Source organism: Psychrobacillus sp. OK032 (assembly GCF_900111345.1).
Taxonomy (GTDB): domain Bacteria; phylum Bacillota; class Bacilli; order Bacillales_A; family Planococcaceae; genus Psychrobacillus.
In genome coordinates this window covers 16,363-35,216 of record NZ_FOGY01000003.1, presented here as the reverse complement: position 1 = coordinate 35,216, position 18,854 = coordinate 16,363, and the positions used below count along the sequence as shown (strand labels likewise).

Sequence of the window (18,854 nt, the reverse complement as noted above, 5' to 3'; positions counted from 1 at the left end):
TCTAAATAGTCCCAAACTTGTACCATATATTATAAATAGGCTTAAACCTAGAACCCTTTCAGTTGTGTATAATACAAGTAACGAGGGAGTGTGAGTGAATGAATTCAACTAAACAAGATTTAGAAGAAGAAGTAGATGAAGAGTTCCTCGAATTTGTGTTAGAGGCACAAAGAGAAGCACTTCTTAAAGAAGCACAAGAAAAGACAAATCGTAAAACGAAGCGTCCATTTCCCAGATGGATATTTTGGATAATGGCATCTGTTTTATTCGTCAATACGTTTGCAGTTATCTTTCAAATATATTCGATTCCAGCAATTGAGTTTTTAAAAGCGTCTGCCAAATTATCTGCACAAGAAGATATAGCACTTTATAAAGAGTCTGTCGTTATTGTATTAACAGATGACGGAAAAGGAACAGGCTTTTCTATATCCAGTGATGGAACTATTTTAACAAACTATCACGTCGTTGAAGGTAACGATACTGTAACTGTTGGTTTTCCAGAGGACGGACGTTTTAAAGCGAGTGTTGTGCATACGTATCCATCAGTGGATCTTGCTGTATTAGAAATAGATGGAGAAAACTTGCCATATCTAGAGCTTGCCAAACAAGCAACCGTTGTAGAAGGCGATTACATTTCCTTTATTGGAAATCCGCTAAGCTTTACCGGTATTGCAAATGAAGGAACTATTATTGATTACTATCAGCTTAGTGATTGGGATGTGCCTGTTGTGATGATGGAAGCACCGGTTTATCGAGGAAATAGCGGCAGCCCAGTTTTAGATAATAATGGGCAAGTAATTGGCATAGTGTTTGCTACAATGGATCATGATGAGTATGGCAGAGTTGGACTGTTTGTGCCGATTGATGAGTATTATAAGAATCAATCACTTCAAGAAAAGATCACCCATTAACAACCGAGTATTATAACTAAAAGAAAGATGCAGGAAGAAAATGAACTACTTTCTTCCTGCATCTTATTTTACTTGGACAAATACTTCTCTCTCCAAGTCAAACGCTCTTTTTCATTCAGCGCATTCTCCAGGTTTTCATCCCATCTTTCGAGTAATGTATTCCAAACACGAGCATAGAAAATATCCTCCTCTTTATTATGGAGAATAAATTCAAAGCACGGAATATCATCGATGTACAGTTCTGTCGTCGACTGGATTTCAGATATAACTACTTGTACATCCCCCTCCCCCATTTCCACCCCTTTGGCTTGAAGTGCATCGATGACTTGCTCATTCTCAAAAGAAAGCTCTGCATCCAAATAGTCTTCTTTCACATATCGATAGGTTGGAAGCTCATCCTCACCATCTAAAGCTGGTTTAACGTCACCATTCAAAAAGGTTTCGTGACTAGTACTATATAGAACAACCTGTGATTCCATTTCTTGTTCTTCTTCAAAAATTCCATTTTCAAGTTGTTGATATCCTTTATCTGTTAGAGTAAATAAATCATCTCTTTTTTCAATTAAGCCAGTTCTTTTCATAATATTAATCAAATCTTCAACGAAAAGTTGCTCGACAAGTAAGAGTTCACTCAATTGCTTAGCTTCTATAATTTTCGCTTTTTGAAATGCAATAAGCATCATTTTCATCAGCACATCCATTTTCTTCCGTTTTACGGGCTTGTACTCGACTTCAATAGAATGAATTGGCAAACTCCAACTAGATGAATTCAATATTTTTACTTTATTGTTTTGTTGTAACTCATTTTTTAAGCGTCTCTCTAAATTTTGCATATCATTTATACCTCTATGTTACTATTTCTCCTGACCATGCTGATCTCGGTAACCATTCTGTTTTTTAATGGTACTAAGTAATCGACTATACATTTCCCTAGAATCTTTTTGCTTTGCACGTGTTGTGAACATATTTGCACTTCCAACTAAAATAAGTAATTCTCTTGCACGAGATAACGCAACATTCAATCGTCTATAATCATTAGCGAATCCAATATCCCCGCTCTTATCTTGATTGTTACGAACCATACTTAAAATAATTACGTCCATTTCCATTCCCTGGAACTTATCGACCGTTCCTGTTCGGAAATTCAAATGTTTGAAGCTCGTTTCTTGTTGTATTAGTCTGTCTATACGTTTAACTTGTTCTCCGTAAAAACTTATAACTCCGATACTTTTTCTTTCCTCTTCCGCAAGTCTTCCTTCGTTTTTAGCTATCTCAGTAGCTCTATCCAAATCCATTAATACTTTCCTGATTGTATCAAGCTCTGACTGATTAAAACGGCTTTTTCCGTTTTTCATTCGTTCTTCAAAATACTGCTTTTCATTTGGCATATCTAGCCACAACAGATGGTCTCTCCGTTTTACATAATGTGAATCGAGTAAATGATCACGCAAAGCATCAGAGTCAGCTAACCCGCACTGTAAGCGATAATTTTCTTCCTCGTAAAAGGGCGTGATCGTTTGCATTATGTTTGCATGCATTCGATACTGAATAGCTAGCATCGTTTTATTTGTCTTCGGTAAGTTTTTAAATAGTCGTTCGAACAAGGACTCTTTCAAGAGCTTCTTCAACTCGTCCTTTTCTTCAAAGCTGTCACTTTCTTCTAAAATGGCTTTAAGTGTTTCATCTAGCGTATCTTCCCCAACAAGCGGTGGCAGTTGATGGTGGTCTCCAACCAAAATAATTTTCTTCCCTTTTAACATTGGTAGTAAAAGCTCGGGTGGCGTTGCTTTCGATACTTCATCGATAATAACAACATCGAAAATAGGATAGTTGTCCATAAACTCTTTTCGAGCAGATGCTACACAAGTTGTTCCAATAACATTTGCATGTCGTACATACAATTTACGTATTTCATCTAAATCATGGTCATTTGCTTCCTTCAGCATCGTAAACCACTCATTTTGCAGAGACTGGGTTATTGGTAAACGGTCTTTCACTTGTTGTGTAACTACTATTTTTTCTTCCAACTTGGCAATTTCCATTAAGGTTTTTTCACGCTCTTCTTCGGGATTCTGTTTCAACAACTCTTCCAAAGCTTTTAGTTGTTTTTCTTGCTCCAATCCTTCCGAATTCACACTTTTCGTTTCTTGCTTGTTTTTTTCTAGTTTCTCTAAGATTTCATCCATCTGCACGCTCGAAGTTTTGAATTCGTTCTTTTTCAATTCAAGTTGAGCTGTATATTGTGCAAGTGTGTCTTTTACTTTATTCCATTCAAGCATCGTACTTTCTTTTTCCCGCAATTGGACTTGTAACTGTTGCAATGAAGGAATATTTTCTAGGGTATCTATTCGACTGTGTAATTCTGCTACTTTACCTTGCAGCTGTTGTAGCTCATCACTTTGGATAATTCCTTTATTTTTCCATTCATTAGTGGATTGTTCTCTCATTAATTTTTCTTGCGTTACTTGTCCAGTAAGCTCTGCTTTAATCGACATAAACATGTTAGCGGAATCAGATTTCGCTTTTTGTAAAATGGCTCCTTGTTTCCAGACGAATTTCTTTCTTACATTTAAACCTTCCAAATATACTTCTAACCTCTCGATATTAGCTGATCCGGAAGTTAAAAGACGCTTCATACTGTCGATGAATTGATGAATTTCTTTTACTGAATATGTCGAGTCAAATACTACTCCGCTACTACTTACATGGCTTTTTACATTCTCCAGCGAAATATGATTCTTTTTCAATAAACCTTCTATGTATCCAATTGCAGATAGTAGTCGTTTATTTAATTCTCCCCAGTCAGCAAAAGATATAATCGTTTCAATTAGCTTGTCCAAGTTAGTTATTTGCTGCTCTAACATATAGGAAGGAGTTATTTCATATTCATACATAAGTGTTTTGAGCAAGTCAAATTTAGTAATGGAATGTAGTTCACTTGAAAATTGCTCCAAACGATTGACTTTAGATTGGGCAACTTGATATGCATGTCTTGTTTCGATCAATAATCCTTCCACATTTCTGCTTTCTTGTACTGCCTGTTGGTAGATTATCTGAAGATTGGTTTGTTCGATTTCTACTCGGAGACGTTCTATATTTTTTAAAAGCTCTTCGCTTGTAGGATTCGTGTCGATGAAATGCTCCATCTGTTTGATTTCGTTCGAGCATTCGTCGGCTATTTGCTGCAAATCATCATGAGCCTTATCTAGTTCTTCCCGTTCTTTTTTCAGTTGGATTATACATTTTTTAAGCTCTTTAATCTCCTTCATTCTTTCCTCGAATTCAATTTTGGCTAATTTTTTTCTCTCCATTTTTTCTTCTAATATAGCAACTTTCTGCTGAAGTGATTCCGACTGTTCTTTAGAATGGGCGATTTCATCTATCAATTGTTTATCTTTTAGTGGATGTGCACTAATTTCTTCTTGTAAAGCATTTAATGTTTGGTCTTTCCAATACTGACCAACATTTTCTTCGATGAACCTTTTACCTTCTTCTTCAATGCTTTCCGTTCGGCCAAACCGTAATATTCGAATGTCCTTATTGGAAAGTAGTCGACTGAGTGCATTATCTACAGCTAGGTTTGATTGGGAAGCGACTAACGTTCTGAGTCCAGCTTTTGCATTTTGCTGGCAAATTTCAGAAATTACGGTAGTTTTCCCTGTTCCCGGTGGTCCTTGAATGACATATAAATCCTCCGCGGACATCGCTCCAATAACTGCTTCTTGTTGAAACTCATTTAGCCGATTATGAAATTCTAATCCCTTTTGCCTATTTGCTATTTGTATAGTTGGACGTTTTTCAAATAAAATATTTTCTAAATTAGCATTCGCAGCAAGACCGTTTTGTAAATCTTCAAATCCTTTTCGAAGTCTTCGGATCTGGCTCAGTGTGGAAAAATTGCTAAACACTGCTTCTTTCAATTTTGGGTGCCATTGATTTCGTCTTGCCATTTCTTGAAGTTTTGGCTTCATCTCAATCTCAATTGTTTTCTTTGCCCGATCAACTTTTAACACTTCACCAATATCGTTTTGGAAACCTTTAATAGAAATACTGAGTCCTTTTAATTTATTCCATTCATTTTCTTTTACATTACTCCCTGTAAGCGTCAGTCTATTGAAGTCTTCATTGAAAATGAATTTTGAAAAAGCTGCCGTTATATCCGCAATATCAGCATTTCGTTCCTGTATCTTTAAATATCCTTCCCAACTAGAAATTCGTTTTTTTACATACTCCGATCTTTCTTCTGCAACGGGTAATTCACGAATGCTTGTATGTAATTGGATCGGCATACCCGCTCCATTATTACGAGCGGTAACAAAATTCAAATCGACCGAAAGACGTCTATTTGTTTTTACTGGAACCTTTGTGCCTCGTACATAAAAGCCAGTTGCGAGGAATCCGTCTGTTTGAAGAACGCACTCCATCACTCCAACTCGACCTTCTAGTTTTCCTGTTAAAGCCTCGTTCTTAACATTATCAAAATACAGTGAAACAGGCGTATTTCCATGGGTGTTCACTGGACGTTTTTCTATATGCACTTTATAAGAGTCTTGCATTCTAAAAAAGGCATGTTCATCAGCAGCCCATTCCTGGATTCCGCTGCGTGCTTTATTCGTCATTATTAGATTACAGCGCATTGTTTTTACTGGAACTGACACTTGTCTCATGCCCATGCCTCCTTTATCAAATATATGAACGGTCAACAAAACAAAAGAGTACCCATCTCGATTTTTAAAAAATCGGGTACTCTGCAATAGTTTTATTATAACCCTAAATGGACAAATATAGAACTTACAATATCATGAAAACGAAAGGCTACTGAAGACTCCGAATAAGTAGGTTAAGTTGAATAATTTAAATTTGAACATTTTGTGAAATTTTGTTTGCTATATTACAAATCTTTTAATATGATAAACCTACATCTTAGAACTGAAAATTCAAAATATACTAAAATAATAGGAGGAACGACAAATGGCGAAAAAAATAGAAAGTGTTATCACTCCGGGAAATACCCGAGATAAAAAGACTCTTTCAAAGGATGAGAAAGGACAAGTCCATACAGGAGTATCTAGAACGCCTAATTACGAGAGAATCGCAGAAAGTCCAGAATTTCAATCATTAAAATCTAAAAAAAGGAAATTCATTTTACCTGTCGCAATCTTTTTCCTAATCTGCTATATTACGCTACCTATTTTAACTTCTTACACAACTATATTAAATACAAATGCATTTGGAGATGTAGCGTGGGTATGGGTGTACTCTATTTTACTTTTCATTATGACATGGACATTGTGTATGATTTATGTGCGAAGAGCAAACGGATACGACCGAGAAGCGGATGAAATTTTTCAAAAGGAAAAGGCTGGTGGCTATGAATGAGTATAAGTATAGTAGGTTTATCGTTTTTTGTAGGAATTGTCGGATTAACATTATTCGTAACGTATATCGCTTCCAAACGTACAAACTCAGCTAGTGAGTTTTATACAGCTGGTGGTGGGTTATCCGGCTGGCAAAATGGAATAGCTATTGCCGGAGACTATCTATCTGCAGCATCATTCCTTGGAATTGCCGGTGCAATTGCACTCTTCGGTTTCGATGGTTTCTTCTATAGTATTGGGTATTTAGTAGCTTACTTAGTTGTGTTATATATTGTCGCAGAGCCATTACGAAACTTAGGTCGCTATACATTAGCAGATATGATTATGGCTCGTTTCGATCAAAAGAAAATTCGTGCTGCCGCAGCTGTTAGTACGATAACTATTGTTTTGTTTTATATGATTGCACAGCTTGTTGGTGCAGGTGCACTTATTCAATTATTATTAGGTATTGATTATTGGATTGCCGTTTTACTTGTTGGGATTATGATGACCATTTACGTACTATGGGGCGGAATGGCTGCCACAAGTTGGGTACAAATTATTAAAGCTGTGCTATTAATGATCGGAACTGTTATTATTTCTTTCCTTGTATTATGGAAATTTAATTTTAATATTTTTGGTATGTTCACAGAAATGAAATCCGTAACAGCCCATGGCGAAGCATATTTACACCCTGGTGTAAAATATACAAATGGTTTAGACACACTATCAATGATGATTGCATTAGTATTAGGGACAGCTGGATTACCACATATATTAATGCGTTTCTTTACGGTAAAAGATGCAAAGACTGCTCGTAGCTCAGTTGTCTATGCAACATGGATTGTTGGTATTTTTTACGTCCTAACGATTTTCCTAGGATTTGGTGCCGCTGCATTCGTAGGTTCTGAAACAATTATTGCAGCAAATCCTGCTGGTAATATGGCTGCTCCGTTACTTGCACAAGCTTTAGGTGGAGACTTGCTTATGTCCTTCGTATCGGCTGTAGCATTTGCAACTATTTTGGCTGTTGTAGCAGGACTTGTATTATCTGGTGCTTCCGCATTTGCACATGATTTATATGGACAAATTATCAAAAAAGGGAAAGTAACTGAAAAAGAACAAATGATTGCTGCACGTCTTGCTTCGGTTGGTGTTTCTGTATTCTCCATCATTTTAGCTTTAGGTGCACAATCGATGAACGTCGCGTTCCTAGTTTCACTTGCTTTCTGTATTGCAGCAAGCGCTAATTTACCAGTAATTATTTATACGATTTATTGGAAAAACTTCAATACAACTGGAGCATTGACTGCTATTGTTACTGGTCTCGTTTCAGCATTAGTACTCGTGTTATTAAGTCCTAACGTTTGGGCTGCAGATGGCTCACTATTCTTCACAGGAGAAGCATTATTTCCTCTAACGAACCCAGCAATAATTTCAGTTCCTGCTGGGTTTATCGGTGGATGGATAGGAACGCTTGTCGGAGCACGTGCGGACCAGAAGAAATATACGGAAGTTGATGTTAAAGCGAATATTGGGTTGAAATAAACAAAAAAGGATATCCCATTCAGTTGGGGATATCCTCTTTTAAATTATTTCCATCTAAAAGAGGGGAGTCAATATCAATTAAAAGTTTTTTTGTGATGGGGAAATAGAGGGTGGGAATTGGCAAATCGGATAATGAGACATAACAACCGGATAATCAAGAATCTATATTCCAGTTTAAGTCAAAATCCTGACACTCCTTTTAATTTTAATTTATACAAAAAAACCGGTTTCCACTGGAAACCGGTTTAACATTTAAAATTAGATAAGCCGCCTTTGCCGTACTTTAATAAGAAAGTTTTAAACCACCACTCCTCAAAGTGGGTGTTCGCAAAAGCTATCTTGCATGTCCTTATTGTCAAAAGAGAATAAGGCCTGTCATTCCAGCTTCTATATAAAACTCCCTGTTACAGCATAAAGGTTAAAACTTAATATCCATACGTACAATGCAGCTCGTATTTATATAATAAACCTATTTTACGCTAAAATCAACGGAAATGATTACCACAGTTTATTTAATTAATGCGCATCTGGGAATACTCTTTTTACCGTATCAGAAAACTCCTTAAAGAATCCTTCTACCGGTTCATTTGCTCTGATTTTCTCGCCGTATTCATTAAATTGCTTAGTGAAGTCCGGATTTGTTGTCACGTACACATTGTTAAAGTTTGCGTTTGTTGCTCTAGCTTCATCCGCAATTTTATTTTCCAATTCTTCGCTCGCGTCTACCCCTTCTTTCAGGTCAACAGCAACATATGCATTGTTATCTGTTACGAATACATTTGCACCTTTTACTTCTTCCATTCCTTTGATTTTGTCAGCAATATCATCGGCTAGTTCTACTTTATGACCTTCATTATTTGCGTGATCAGTGCCCGTTTTAACTGTATTAGTGTCCGTATTGATGTTTGTATCAGTTACCTTATCCGTTGTAGTTGCATTATTGTCAGCTACATCATCTTTGTTATTTGTTCCACACGCTGCTAATGACCCAACAAGAAGCATAGTCATAGAAATTTGTAGCAATTTATTCATCTTGAATCCTCCTTTTAATCTTACTGAGGATAGTTTGTGTTGTTTTTCATTATTTATTCATTTAATTCCTCTAGTATCGGTGGGTAAAATCGAACCCTTTTTATCCTGGAATAATGAGCAATGGGACGGCTCATTCTAATTTTATTCTTTAAAAAAAGAGCCATAGTATTCTCACAAACAAGACCATTTACATTTTGCAACCTCCAAGGAGAATGGCTAATATCAACACGGAAAAGCCGTCCTTTCGTTTTCGTCCACAAGCAATATCGTTCCGTCAACCAAGTATTAAGCTGAGTACTTTCCATATGTTTCGCTATCGGTTCGAATGTAGTAAGGAGAGTTTCATTTTGGTGTTCGCATTTGCTATAGATTGAAAATTTGTTTTTATGATTTTTTAAATTTATTATTGCACTTCGATATGGTAAAAAGTTACCAAAAGTCGTTAATTTTACAATGAATGGATGATTTGCATCTAAACTAAAGAAATGTACGCCTGCTTTTCCTTTGTAAGTAACATATGTACGAACATTTAGTTCTAAATAAGATTGTAATCCAGGTAAAGGTGGAATAAATCTGGGACGATTTCCTTTCACTTGGAAAAATACTAGCCCTATCCAAGCTTGATTATCATATAAATCCAGTTCTAGTTCTTCGGGGATATATTTACGTACTTCCTCAGGAGAAATAGGCCAATGAAGAAACAATACATGATGCCATTTCTGCGTCATAATCCACGTTTTTTTCCACATGAAGTTCTTCCTTTCATTTGAGGTAATATGCATATCGTTCCCCATTGTCGCTCCGAAAAATCCCCTTTCAACCGAGAAAAGGGGCCAAAACTTATTCAACTAAACACTTAAATCCTTACCAAAAATAGACACAGTTTGCCGATTTACTACAAATTCCTGTCCATTCCATTGCCATTCATTTTGCACAAACCCTAATCCATCCGCGTGATACCTACCCGCAATTTCTTGATATGAAAGAAGCTCATACATACCGTCTCTCGCATAGTCAATCGGATACAAACCACTAATTGGATCTACCCATCCTTCTATCGGTTCTTTTAGCGTACCATCTGCATTATAGATTTCCGATAAATAGTCTTTCCCCTTATACGTTAAATCTAATGTATATTCCTTTTTTGGATTCGAGCTTGTAACTATTACTTTATAATGATTTTGGTAATTAACTTCATATTTCGAATGCTCATTATATGCATCAGTATCGAAAATTTGTTTTATGCTTCCATTCAAAAATGCAAACACATACGCATAAACCGTACCACCACTTCCGCCGGTATCGATCACTATTTGTATGTCCTCTATATGATTTCCTGTAAAATCACCGAGAAAAATCGTTGGATTATATCCCATATTTTCTTTTAAAGGGATTGTTTCATACATGTTTGTCTTACCATTCAAAATAACGAGCGTAATATTTTTCCAAAACGGACTTCCCTCTGTCTTTTCTCCAGTTAGATAGACAGTATCCTGAGTACCATCACCAGTTACGTCCCCTATTTTCCAGTCTATTACAACTCGGTTATCCTGATTCGTTGTTCCTTGATGATTTAAAATTTCTTGTCTTTTTTCTGCAAGCACTTCTTTTGATGGATAAGGGGAAGAAAAAGAAAGAGCTTTATCAATAGAAACTAAAGCTTGATCCATATCTCCCGCTTTCATTTGAGCATCGGCCAAGTAGTACCAGTAGAAAGAAAAATCATTTGTTTGTAATAACTTTTCATAATAGGCTGCTACTTTTTTAAAATAGTAAGGATAAACATCTTTTGCCTGCACAAGACCGGTTTTATCGAAACGATAAACTTCTACTTTATAAGCTTCTCCGGTATCATGTGTCCAAATTGCAAGTTCATATCTGCCGTCTTTGTTCATATCTTCTGCTTCTAACTTACTGTATACGATATCATTTGTAGGTAACCAGACAAATCCGTTATTTGTCCATTGCAATAAATTTAATTGCGACCACATACTACCTTGTTGCCAGCCAATTATTATCGTGTTTACGCCTGTTTCTGTTAGTGGTGCAGCCAATAAATTCGATATCCCGTATCCGCTACCACTTATCATTATTAGCGGCTGCCACTGATTGTTTCTGTTCTTTAGGATCAAAATATAATTTTTCTCTTGATAACGAAATGCCCCGATTAACTCATCCACATGATCCCCATCGATATCCGCTACTATCACTGCTGGTTTCTTTTCAGGTTGTTGCAATTCCAAAACAGTTGCAGTTTGCGGTAAAAATTGCTTAAACATATTTATATAATCGTTCATCATACACCCCTTCCACACACTATATGCGGAAAAATGGGTAGATGTGGCATGCTAGTTTAAAAATGAAATTATTGCTTCATTGACTAAATAAGCACCTAATTTTACTGTTCGATTATTTTCATCCAAAAGCGGATTCACTTCTGAAATATCGAAGGATTTCGTCTTTTCACTAGAAGTTACGGTGCGAATAATCGTACGTACGATATATGGACTTAACCCAAAAGGCGAAGAAGCACTTACACCCGGAGCAAATGCAGCATTGAGTACATCTGGGCATAGCGTTAGCATGATAAAATCGTTATTTTGGATAAATTGCTCTATCGCTACATTCACTTGTACTTGCTGTTCACCATGCATATCTTCTTCGCAAATATACGTCACCCCGAGCTCATCTGCCTTGTCGAAAAGTGCTTGTGTAATACCGTATCGCTGAATTCCAATGACTAAATAGCTACTGTTTTCATCTTGCACAAGTATTTCTCTGAACATGGTACCGGATGAAGACTGTTCATCGTAAGGGCGCAAATCAAAGTGGGCATCGATATTGATAATACCTAGCTTTGCGGCTTTTCCAATGTTGTTTCGAACACCGAGATAATGTCCGTATGCAGTTTCATGCCCTCCGCCCAGAATTATTGGAGTCATTTTTTTGGTTAGAACTTGATTTACTACATCCCCAAGTTGTTGTTGGGCTTTTTCAAGATCATTTCCTGTGCAATCGATTGTTCCTACATCTACAAGATATTTTTGAGATGACAAATTCCATGGGAGCTTTGCCAATTCCGAACGGAGCTCATTTGGTGCTTTTGCTGCTCCAATTTGTCCTTTATTTCTCCGGACTCCTTCATCGCTTTCAAAACCTATGATTACACATGCTTTACCCTTCGTATCAAGCGTATCAAGCCGTGCTAATTCCACGATTTGGTGATACCTGAGACTCTCTTTATTGTTTTCTAAAGAATCTGTCCGCCCTGACCAAACTCCTTCTATCACTTTTTTAACCAAGTTGTCCATCCTTTCTGATGTTAAGAAATCGATAAGTTTCTCAGACTATACGCATACTTCTCTTGCTAATTACGTTACTCGTTTGAAACATTTGTAACCAAACTGTAATCATCTTTGGAGAACCTTCTAGTAGCAAGGGTTTAAGACATCTGTTAGTAACTTGTGGGATAAATTCCCTTAAAATACCCATCCTTTTGCATGCTAAAATCGGAGCAGGTCAAAAAAAAACTTTGGAGGTATCTGATGAATAAACGTTTTATCTCAACTACTCTATCAGTCGTAATCGGTTTTAGTGCTCTGGGTATTGTCCCTGACACTATTCATCCTATAAAAGTATCAGCTGCAACTACTAACACGCAGAACAACCAACAAGCAGTAGAAGCAAAGGCTGATCAATTAATTCAAACAGCTAAGAGTTTAATCGGGAAAGCTACTTACAGCAATACAGAGTACAAGCCCACTTTTCCTTACATTTTTTCATGTGCAACTTTCCTTATGTACATTTTCGAGCAAAATGATGTAGACCTTGCAACTTATAATGAAGATTTTATGATGCAACAAGGAACTCCTGTTGCAAAAAACCAACTACAAAAAGGTGATTTACTATTTTTCGATAGTAAAGGTGGGAATATTCCCAACCATGTTGGGATGTACATTGGCGACAATAAGATTATTCAAATGGCAGATCCAAAACAAAAGATTGTCATTACAGACTTAGACAGTAAGCCTTATTATGAAGAAAGCTATATAACAGCACGAAGAGTTCTACCAACAATCATGTCATCCAATCCAGCCACTAAAGGCGATAAGATTGTTGAAAAAGCCTATAGTTTAAAAGATAAAGCAAAAATGGGTAGCGTTAATAATGAATCATCATTACGTTTTACTGCCACTGGATTCATCGACTATGTGTATAAAACAAATGATGTTAAATTAGGTACGACAAATTTACAAGATTTGATGAATAAAGGCACAACAGTTTCCAAAGCTAACCTAAAAAAAGGTGATTTAGTTTTCTTTAACAGTACCAAAGGATCCAAAACACCATCTATGGTAGCAATATACGCAGGGGATCATCGAATCATTATTCCAAATTCAAATGGCGTTTTAACGAGAGTTTTACTTGTAGATTATTATGAACAGCATTATATTACTGCAAAGCGTGTATTTACAGGAAGTGCAAGTGCATCTCCTTCACCTTCAGTAGAAGTGCCAAAAACAAGTGCATCTCCTTCAGTAGAACCGCCAAAAACAAGTGCATCTCCTTCAGTAGAAACGCCAAAAACAAGTGCTTTACCAGCGGATAAGATTATCAATCTTGCTTCTAGCTTAATAGGAAAAGCAAAGTTTGGATACGGATACGATGAAAAATCTTTAACATTTACTAGTGCTGGATTTACTTACTATGTTTTTAATCAACATGGAATTGATCTAAAAAGCAAAGTGGCTAGTCAACAGGCTAAAGTAGGAAATGCAGTCCAAAAGAATAATTTGCAAAAAGGTGATCTTATTTTCTTTAGTAATGGGGGAACTAAAATTACTGAATCTGCAATTTATATTGGCGCTAATCAATATATTCGTCTGAAAACAGACGGTAGTACTGTGAAAGAAAGCTTAAACTCTACTTGGGCCAATAAAAACTACAAAATGGCTCGTCGAGTTCTTTAAGATAAGACTTTTCCAAAAAGAAGCATTCAACGCATAGGGCGTGAATGCTTCTTTTTTTATCAATCAATTATTTTGTTTCAAACTATTGGCAAAATCAATCATTGATCGGCTCGACATTGGACCTTTTATCAACAAGATAGAATTTTTGTCAAGCATGGGCTTTAATACATCGATGACACCTGTGACATCTTTAAAGATATGGACTTTTGCCTCTGTCCCGTCTTCCTTTGCTTGATTCGCTATATCTTCTGCTTTACTCCCTATTGTAATAAGCGTATGAATGTTTCTTTTCGCAACCATACTTCCAATCTCACGATGATATTTCTTTTCAAAATTCCCTAATCGCTTAATATCTCCGAGAACAAGGATGACATTTTTCCCCTGTCCAATAGAATCTAGCACCTTTAATGCAGCTTCGACAGATGTAGGATTATTTGTCCAAGTATCATCTATAATAGTACTTCCACCTATTCCATCTGAAAACTCTAGGTGTCTTGTCATATTTTTATAGGTCGCTAAACGTGAAATGGCTTCATTCATATCCATCCCCATTTCGTTTACAGCTGCGATTGCAGCAAGCGCGTTATATACTTGATGTTCACCATAGCCCGGTATAAAAGCATTATATTTTTTGTTTGAAAAATGAATTTGAAAATTCATTCCACTTTTTGCAAATCTAATATTGGAAGCTCTAAAGTGAGACTTCTCACTTACTCCAAAATAAATTATCTTTCCTTTAAATGATTGCAAAGGAACTTTATTAGTATTGGAATCATCCGCATTTAAAATTAACGTGCCATTTTTCTTTATACCATCCACTATTTCTGACTTCGCTTTTATATATCCTTCCAAATTTCCGCAACCATCTAAATGATGAACGCCAATATTTGTAATAATTCCGATTGTAGGCTGATAAATCATGCACTGATGTTTTATATTACCTGTATTCCCTAACCCAAGCTCAAAAACCGCAGCCTTTGTATTTTCAGTAATGCCCATCAAATACGGAAAAGATTGACGCGGTTCATTTTTACTACTAAAGGATGCTTGGACATGCCAGTCTTTACTTAAAATATGTTTGATCATTTCCTTCGTAGTTGTTTTACCACATGTTCCTGTTAGTGCAACTACTGGTATTTGAAAAAGGTTTCTATAATAATCCATAAATTTCCAATATGATTGTACAAGACTTTTTACCCTTATGACCGTTGTTTCCGATAGAGCATTTTTCAATTCTGAGGAAGGCTTATCTGAAATCACAAGAGAAGGTCCTATATTATTAATTTCATGCCAGTTAATAGAATCACTTCTGCTTACAAACATTAGCGAATTTCGTTTTGTCAGCTCATGCCGATTATAATAAATAGCATTACTTACATTCCAAAGATCGGAACCACTTATTAGTTCCCCTTGCAGTAAATTTAGGATTTCTTTCACGCGTAAAGGTTTCAATAGTACTTCTCCTCCCCTCTTTATAATATGAATGCAATTTCTTGATGATTAGGTATGGAATGTGCACAGTGTTTGTCCATCTTTTCAAAATAATTTATCACCGATAATTCGGTTTAGCATTACCTATTAAACAATTAGTTTGGTTCGATGATAAATTATTTCTTCTTCCGCAATTTTGCAGCTAATTCAATTACAGGTAGGCTGTACATATCTCCCTTTATCAGAACAATTGTATTGGAGTCTACAATTTTGTTTAACAGATTTAAAACTAGAACTTCATTTCTAAATGTATAGACCGGTGAGGTTAAACCCCTTTTTACTGCATGGTCTGCTATTATGCTCGCATGCTCTCCTATCGTAATGAGCACATCCACTCCTGACTTATAAATTAAATCTCCTGCCTGTTCATGAATAATATAGCCCCATGAACCTAAATCAGTAATTGTACCTATGATTGCCACCTTTTTTTTCTCTTTTCCAATTTCATTTAATACTTTTAATGCTGCTTCCAATGAAGTTGTTGTAATACTCCATGTATCATCTATAATCATAGAGTCGTTTATACCATCCACCACTTGAAGTTGCTTATTGAACTTCCTAAATGTTTTCAAGCGAAAAGCAGCCTCCGGAATAGTCACTCCCATTTCATACACAGCAGCTATTGTTGCAAGCGCATTATAGACCTGATGAACTCCTAAGCCTGGTACAAACACTTGATAACTTTTCCTCTTATGCTTCAAACTAAATTCCATGCCTTCTTGACTGTAACGAATATTTAGTGCTCGAAAATGGCAAGTCCTATGAGTTCCGACTTTTATGATTTTCCCTTGAAAGTTTTTCATATCAATCTTACTTGTATTGCTATCCTCCGCATTAATAATTAGTATACCTGTCGGATTAACGATTTTTACCATTTCTCCTTTTGCCGCAATATAGCCTTCTAGCGTTTTGCAATAATCGAGGTGATGTGCTCCGATGTTTGTAATGATTCCTATTGTAGGTTTGAAATATTCACCTGCTTTTAATACATCCCCTGGTGAACCAACAGCCGTTTCAAAAATAGCTGCTTCGGTTTCCTCATCTATGTTCAAAAGATACTGCAAATTTGCCGTTCTAGAATTACTAGTAAGATTTGTAGCTGTAACTATTCTATCCGCTGAAAGAATATGCTTGATCATTTCTTTTGTAGTCGTTTTCCCTGAAGTTCCTGTAACGGCTACTACAGGGATTTGAAATAGGCTGCGGTAGTAGCGAACAAATTTCCAATATGCTTCATCGGCATTAGTTACTTGGATGAGAGTTACATTCTCAGGAATTTCATCTTTACTATATTTCCACTCTGTTGCAAGCACTAATGGGAAAAATTTCTTTAGACTCCGCCAGTCAATAATTCTCATATTTGTAAAAAGAATTGTATTTTTATTTTTTATTTGTTTTAAACGGTATGCTCCGTATTGGACTAACACTTCATCTGACCCTTGCACCAACTCACCAGAAATAATAGTTCTTATACTGCTGACTGTATGGGGTTTCATTATTTTTTTCACACTCCTTTCATATATATAATATGTTTTTAAAATGAAGTTGACTGGATAAATGGAACTTAATTGCGTGATACATAACTATGCAAAAGCTAGAACATGTCATAAATATAGAAAGAAACGTATTAGTCGAAATTTATAGGAGGGAGTGAACCGTTTGAAAGCAATTATTTTTATTAGTACAAACAAATCCGGATCCAGCAGGGAAGCGATTAAAGCAGCTGGGGATTTAGGATACTTTACTATTCTTTTCACAAATAACGAGAAGCAAATTCAACAAAGACAGGAATATACAGATGTCCATAAAATGGTTTCTGTGAACACATACAGCCTAGAAAATATGAGAGAAGAAATCTTCAAGTTACAAACAATCGGTGTCGATATAAAAACCATCGTTAGTTTTGTTGATCCTTTTGTCCATACTGCATCCATCCTTTGTGATGAATTCTGTCACAATTATGCTCTTTCTAAAGCCATAGAAATAATGGAAAATAAAGAGGAAACAAGGTCAGCTTTAAAGGATCAACCTTATACCCCTAAATTTTTCTTGATCAACCCAGGTGATTCGATTCCGTTAGAAACAATATGTGAACAGTTTGATTTTCCTATTATTATAAAATCCCCCATATCAACAGGATCTAAAGACGTACTGTTAGCCGAAGGAAAAGAACAATTAAAACGACATATTGAAAATCTTCGGAACAAGAATCCAGATACCACAATTATGGTTGAAGAATATATAGATGGTGATCAATATTTGGTGGAAGTACTCGTACACAAACATAAAGCACGTATAGTAGGAATTCTCGAACAAGAAATCACAAAGAACAAGAGATTTATCATCACAGGTTATGGTGTGCTTGCTAATGTTCCATTAACGATTAGAACAGGAGTTGAAGAGGTTCTTCAATCCATTATTAAAGAACTCAATATTGAAAATGGAGCTTTACATTTGGAAATCCGTTTAACTAAGAATGGTTGGAAACTCATCGAGATTAATCCAAGAATTTCCGGAGGTGCTATGAACAAAATGATTCAAGCAGCATTCGGAATTAATTTAGTAGAAGAGACTCTTAAATTATATTTAGGAAAAAGTCCTGCACTAATACCGAAATATAAGAAGTATGTTTTTACCAAATATGTTATCGCCACAAAAAAAGGAATATTAGAAAAAGTAACAGGGAAAGCGAGGGCACAAAAATCACCTGGAGTCATAGAGGTTTATGTGAAGCCCAAAAAAGGAACTCTTTTAACGCCACCATTATCCATGGGTCATAGATATGCTTATGTAATTGCTGTTGGGAGTAGTTTAGAAGAAGCAAAAAACCTCGCAAATACTGCAGCAAAAGAGATTACTTTCCATCTAGAAGAGCAGGAGCAGGAGCAGGAGCAGGAGCCGCAACACTAAGAACACCTTTTAGGTGCTCTTTTTTTAATTTTTTTATAAGAACGAACAAAAGCGGAAGCGCCTATGTCTGCCCCGACATAGCAAAGAGGAACAATGAATGGAATGACGCACATAATAGGGATACTGTGTCGTAAAAAGCTCGATTAAGTGTCCGCAATGATTTTCGCTGCAGGCGGACGCTTTCCGCTTCAATCAATAGATATTTCTTGCTAATTTGGCGTCTGCTGATATCAGCGATTTATATCTATTAGGGACACTATCCGAATATTTATTAACCTAATTAGAAAATGCTGTCTTCAAATAAGTGGAGCATTTAGGATGAAGTACGCCTCATTCAACCATTTATTAGAACAACACCTCGTATTCAACGCCGTCTCTCTCCAAGTGGACTTGATATTTTGAATTTGGTTACTTTCCGAATAGAACTGGTTGTTTTCTATAATTGATTGATTGCTCTTTGTCATTTACTGGGGTACCTGGAAATAGAAATATAAGACCGTATAGGGATAAGCACATCAAAACATCAGTTAGATTGGTTTAGTCGTGTTCAGCAGTCAATTTGTCGCTTTTGAGATGGGCTTTGCGTTTACAGCATGTTTTCTTTCTCATTCGACCATTTATTGGGGGTTATTTTC

At 36.2% G+C, this 18,854-nt stretch carries 13 protein-coding genes and 1 other RNA gene; 5 read left to right on the top strand and 9 right to left on the bottom strand.

Translation table 11 applies throughout. From position 1 onward, the window contains the following. The first annotated feature begins 98 nt into the window (after nt 1-98). Complete coding sequence (locus BMZ04_RS07135; RefSeq protein ID WP_093267247.1) at nt 99-911, top strand: S1C family serine protease; 813 nt, start codon at nt 99-101, stop codon at nt 909-911. Between the two features lie 68 nt (nt 912-979). Here the strand turns inward: BMZ04_RS07135 and BMZ04_RS07130 are convergent, their stop codons facing one another. Together BMZ04_RS07130 and BMZ04_RS07125 are read right to left on the bottom strand one after the other, a co-directional pair. Continuing rightward, nucleotides 980-1,744 (bottom strand): hypothetical protein, encoded by a 765-nt coding sequence (locus BMZ04_RS07130; RefSeq protein WP_093267245.1) that lies wholly within the window; start codon nt 1,742-1,744, stop codon nt 980-982. Between the two features lie 21 nt (nt 1,745-1,765). Next, nucleotides 1,766-5,578: an AAA domain-containing protein gene (locus BMZ04_RS07125; RefSeq protein ID WP_177184365.1), complete on the bottom strand. Its 3,813-nt coding sequence runs from the start codon at nt 5,576-5,578 to the stop codon at nt 1,766-1,768. 304 nt (nt 5,579-5,882) lie between these two features. Here BMZ04_RS07125 and BMZ04_RS07120 point away from each other — a divergent pair, with 304 nt between their 5' ends. Continuing rightward, entirely contained in the window at nt 5,883-6,290 is a 408-nt protein-coding gene (locus BMZ04_RS07120) for a DUF485 domain-containing protein (protein WP_093267239.1), read from the top strand. Beyond that, the gene (locus BMZ04_RS07115; protein ID WP_369802635.1) at nt 6,287-7,816 is read left to right on the top strand and encodes a solute symporter family protein; all 1,530 of its coding nucleotides are present in this window, start codon (nt 6,287-6,289) and stop codon (nt 7,814-7,816) included. The genes BMZ04_RS07120 and BMZ04_RS07115 overlap by 4 nt, the downstream gene beginning before the upstream one ends. Before the next feature lie 260 nt (nt 7,817-8,076). On the opposite strand, the gene ssrS is transcribed toward BMZ04_RS07115, so the two are convergent. From ssrS to hutG, 5 genes are all read right to left on the bottom strand, one after another. Continuing rightward, a non-coding RNA gene (gene ssrS, locus BMZ04_RS07110) (6S RNA) lies at nt 8,077-8,271 on the bottom strand. 61 nt (nt 8,272-8,332) lie between these two features. Next, complete coding sequence (locus BMZ04_RS07105; protein ID WP_093267236.1) at nt 8,333-8,848, bottom strand: YhcN/YlaJ family sporulation lipoprotein; 516 nt, start codon at nt 8,846-8,848, stop codon at nt 8,333-8,335. 53 nt (nt 8,849-8,901) lie between these two features. Continuing rightward, nucleotides 8,902-9,597 carry a YqjF family protein gene (locus BMZ04_RS07100; protein WP_177184364.1) on the bottom strand — a complete coding sequence of 232 codons (696 nt, stop codon included), beginning with the start codon at nt 9,595-9,597 and terminating at the stop codon, nt 8,902-8,904. A gap of 99 nt (nt 9,598-9,696) precedes the next feature. Continuing rightward, entirely contained in the window at nt 9,697-10,518 is an 822-nt protein-coding gene (locus BMZ04_RS07095) for a hypothetical protein (RefSeq protein ID WP_369802643.1), read from the bottom strand. Between the two features lie 678 nt (nt 10,519-11,196). Beyond that, nucleotides 11,197-12,159 carry a formimidoylglutamase gene (gene hutG, locus BMZ04_RS07090; RefSeq protein ID WP_093267231.1) on the bottom strand — a complete coding sequence of 321 codons (963 nt, stop codon included), beginning with the start codon at nt 12,157-12,159 and terminating at the stop codon, nt 11,197-11,199. 234 nt (nt 12,160-12,393) lie between these two features. On the opposite strand from hutG, the gene BMZ04_RS07085 reads away from it, so the two are divergent. Next, complete coding sequence (locus tag BMZ04_RS07085) at nt 12,394-13,818, top strand: C40 family peptidase (RefSeq protein WP_093267229.1); 1,425 nt, start codon at nt 12,394-12,396, stop codon at nt 13,816-13,818. 63 nt (nt 13,819-13,881) lie between these two features. On the opposite strand, the gene murF is transcribed toward BMZ04_RS07085, so the two are convergent. Both murF and BMZ04_RS07075 read right to left on the bottom strand, forming a co-directional pair. Further along, nucleotides 13,882-15,270, bottom strand: a complete 1,389-nt coding sequence (gene murF, locus BMZ04_RS07080) for a UDP-N-acetylmuramoyl-tripeptide--D-alanyl-D-alanine ligase (protein ID WP_093267227.1) — start codon at nt 15,268-15,270, stop codon at nt 13,882-13,884. Nucleotides 15,271-15,425: 155 nt separating this feature from the next. Continuing rightward, entirely contained in the window at nt 15,426-16,805 is a 1,380-nt protein-coding gene (locus tag BMZ04_RS07075) for a Mur ligase family protein (protein WP_093267225.1), read from the bottom strand. Between the two features lie 163 nt (nt 16,806-16,968). Between BMZ04_RS07075 and BMZ04_RS07070 the strand changes: the two genes are divergently transcribed. Then, on the top strand, nt 16,969-18,219 hold the full coding sequence (locus tag BMZ04_RS07070; RefSeq protein WP_177184363.1) for an ATP-grasp domain-containing protein: 1,251 nt from the start codon (nt 16,969-16,971) through the stop codon (nt 18,217-18,219). The last annotated feature ends 635 nt before the right edge of the window (nt 18,220-18,854 follow it).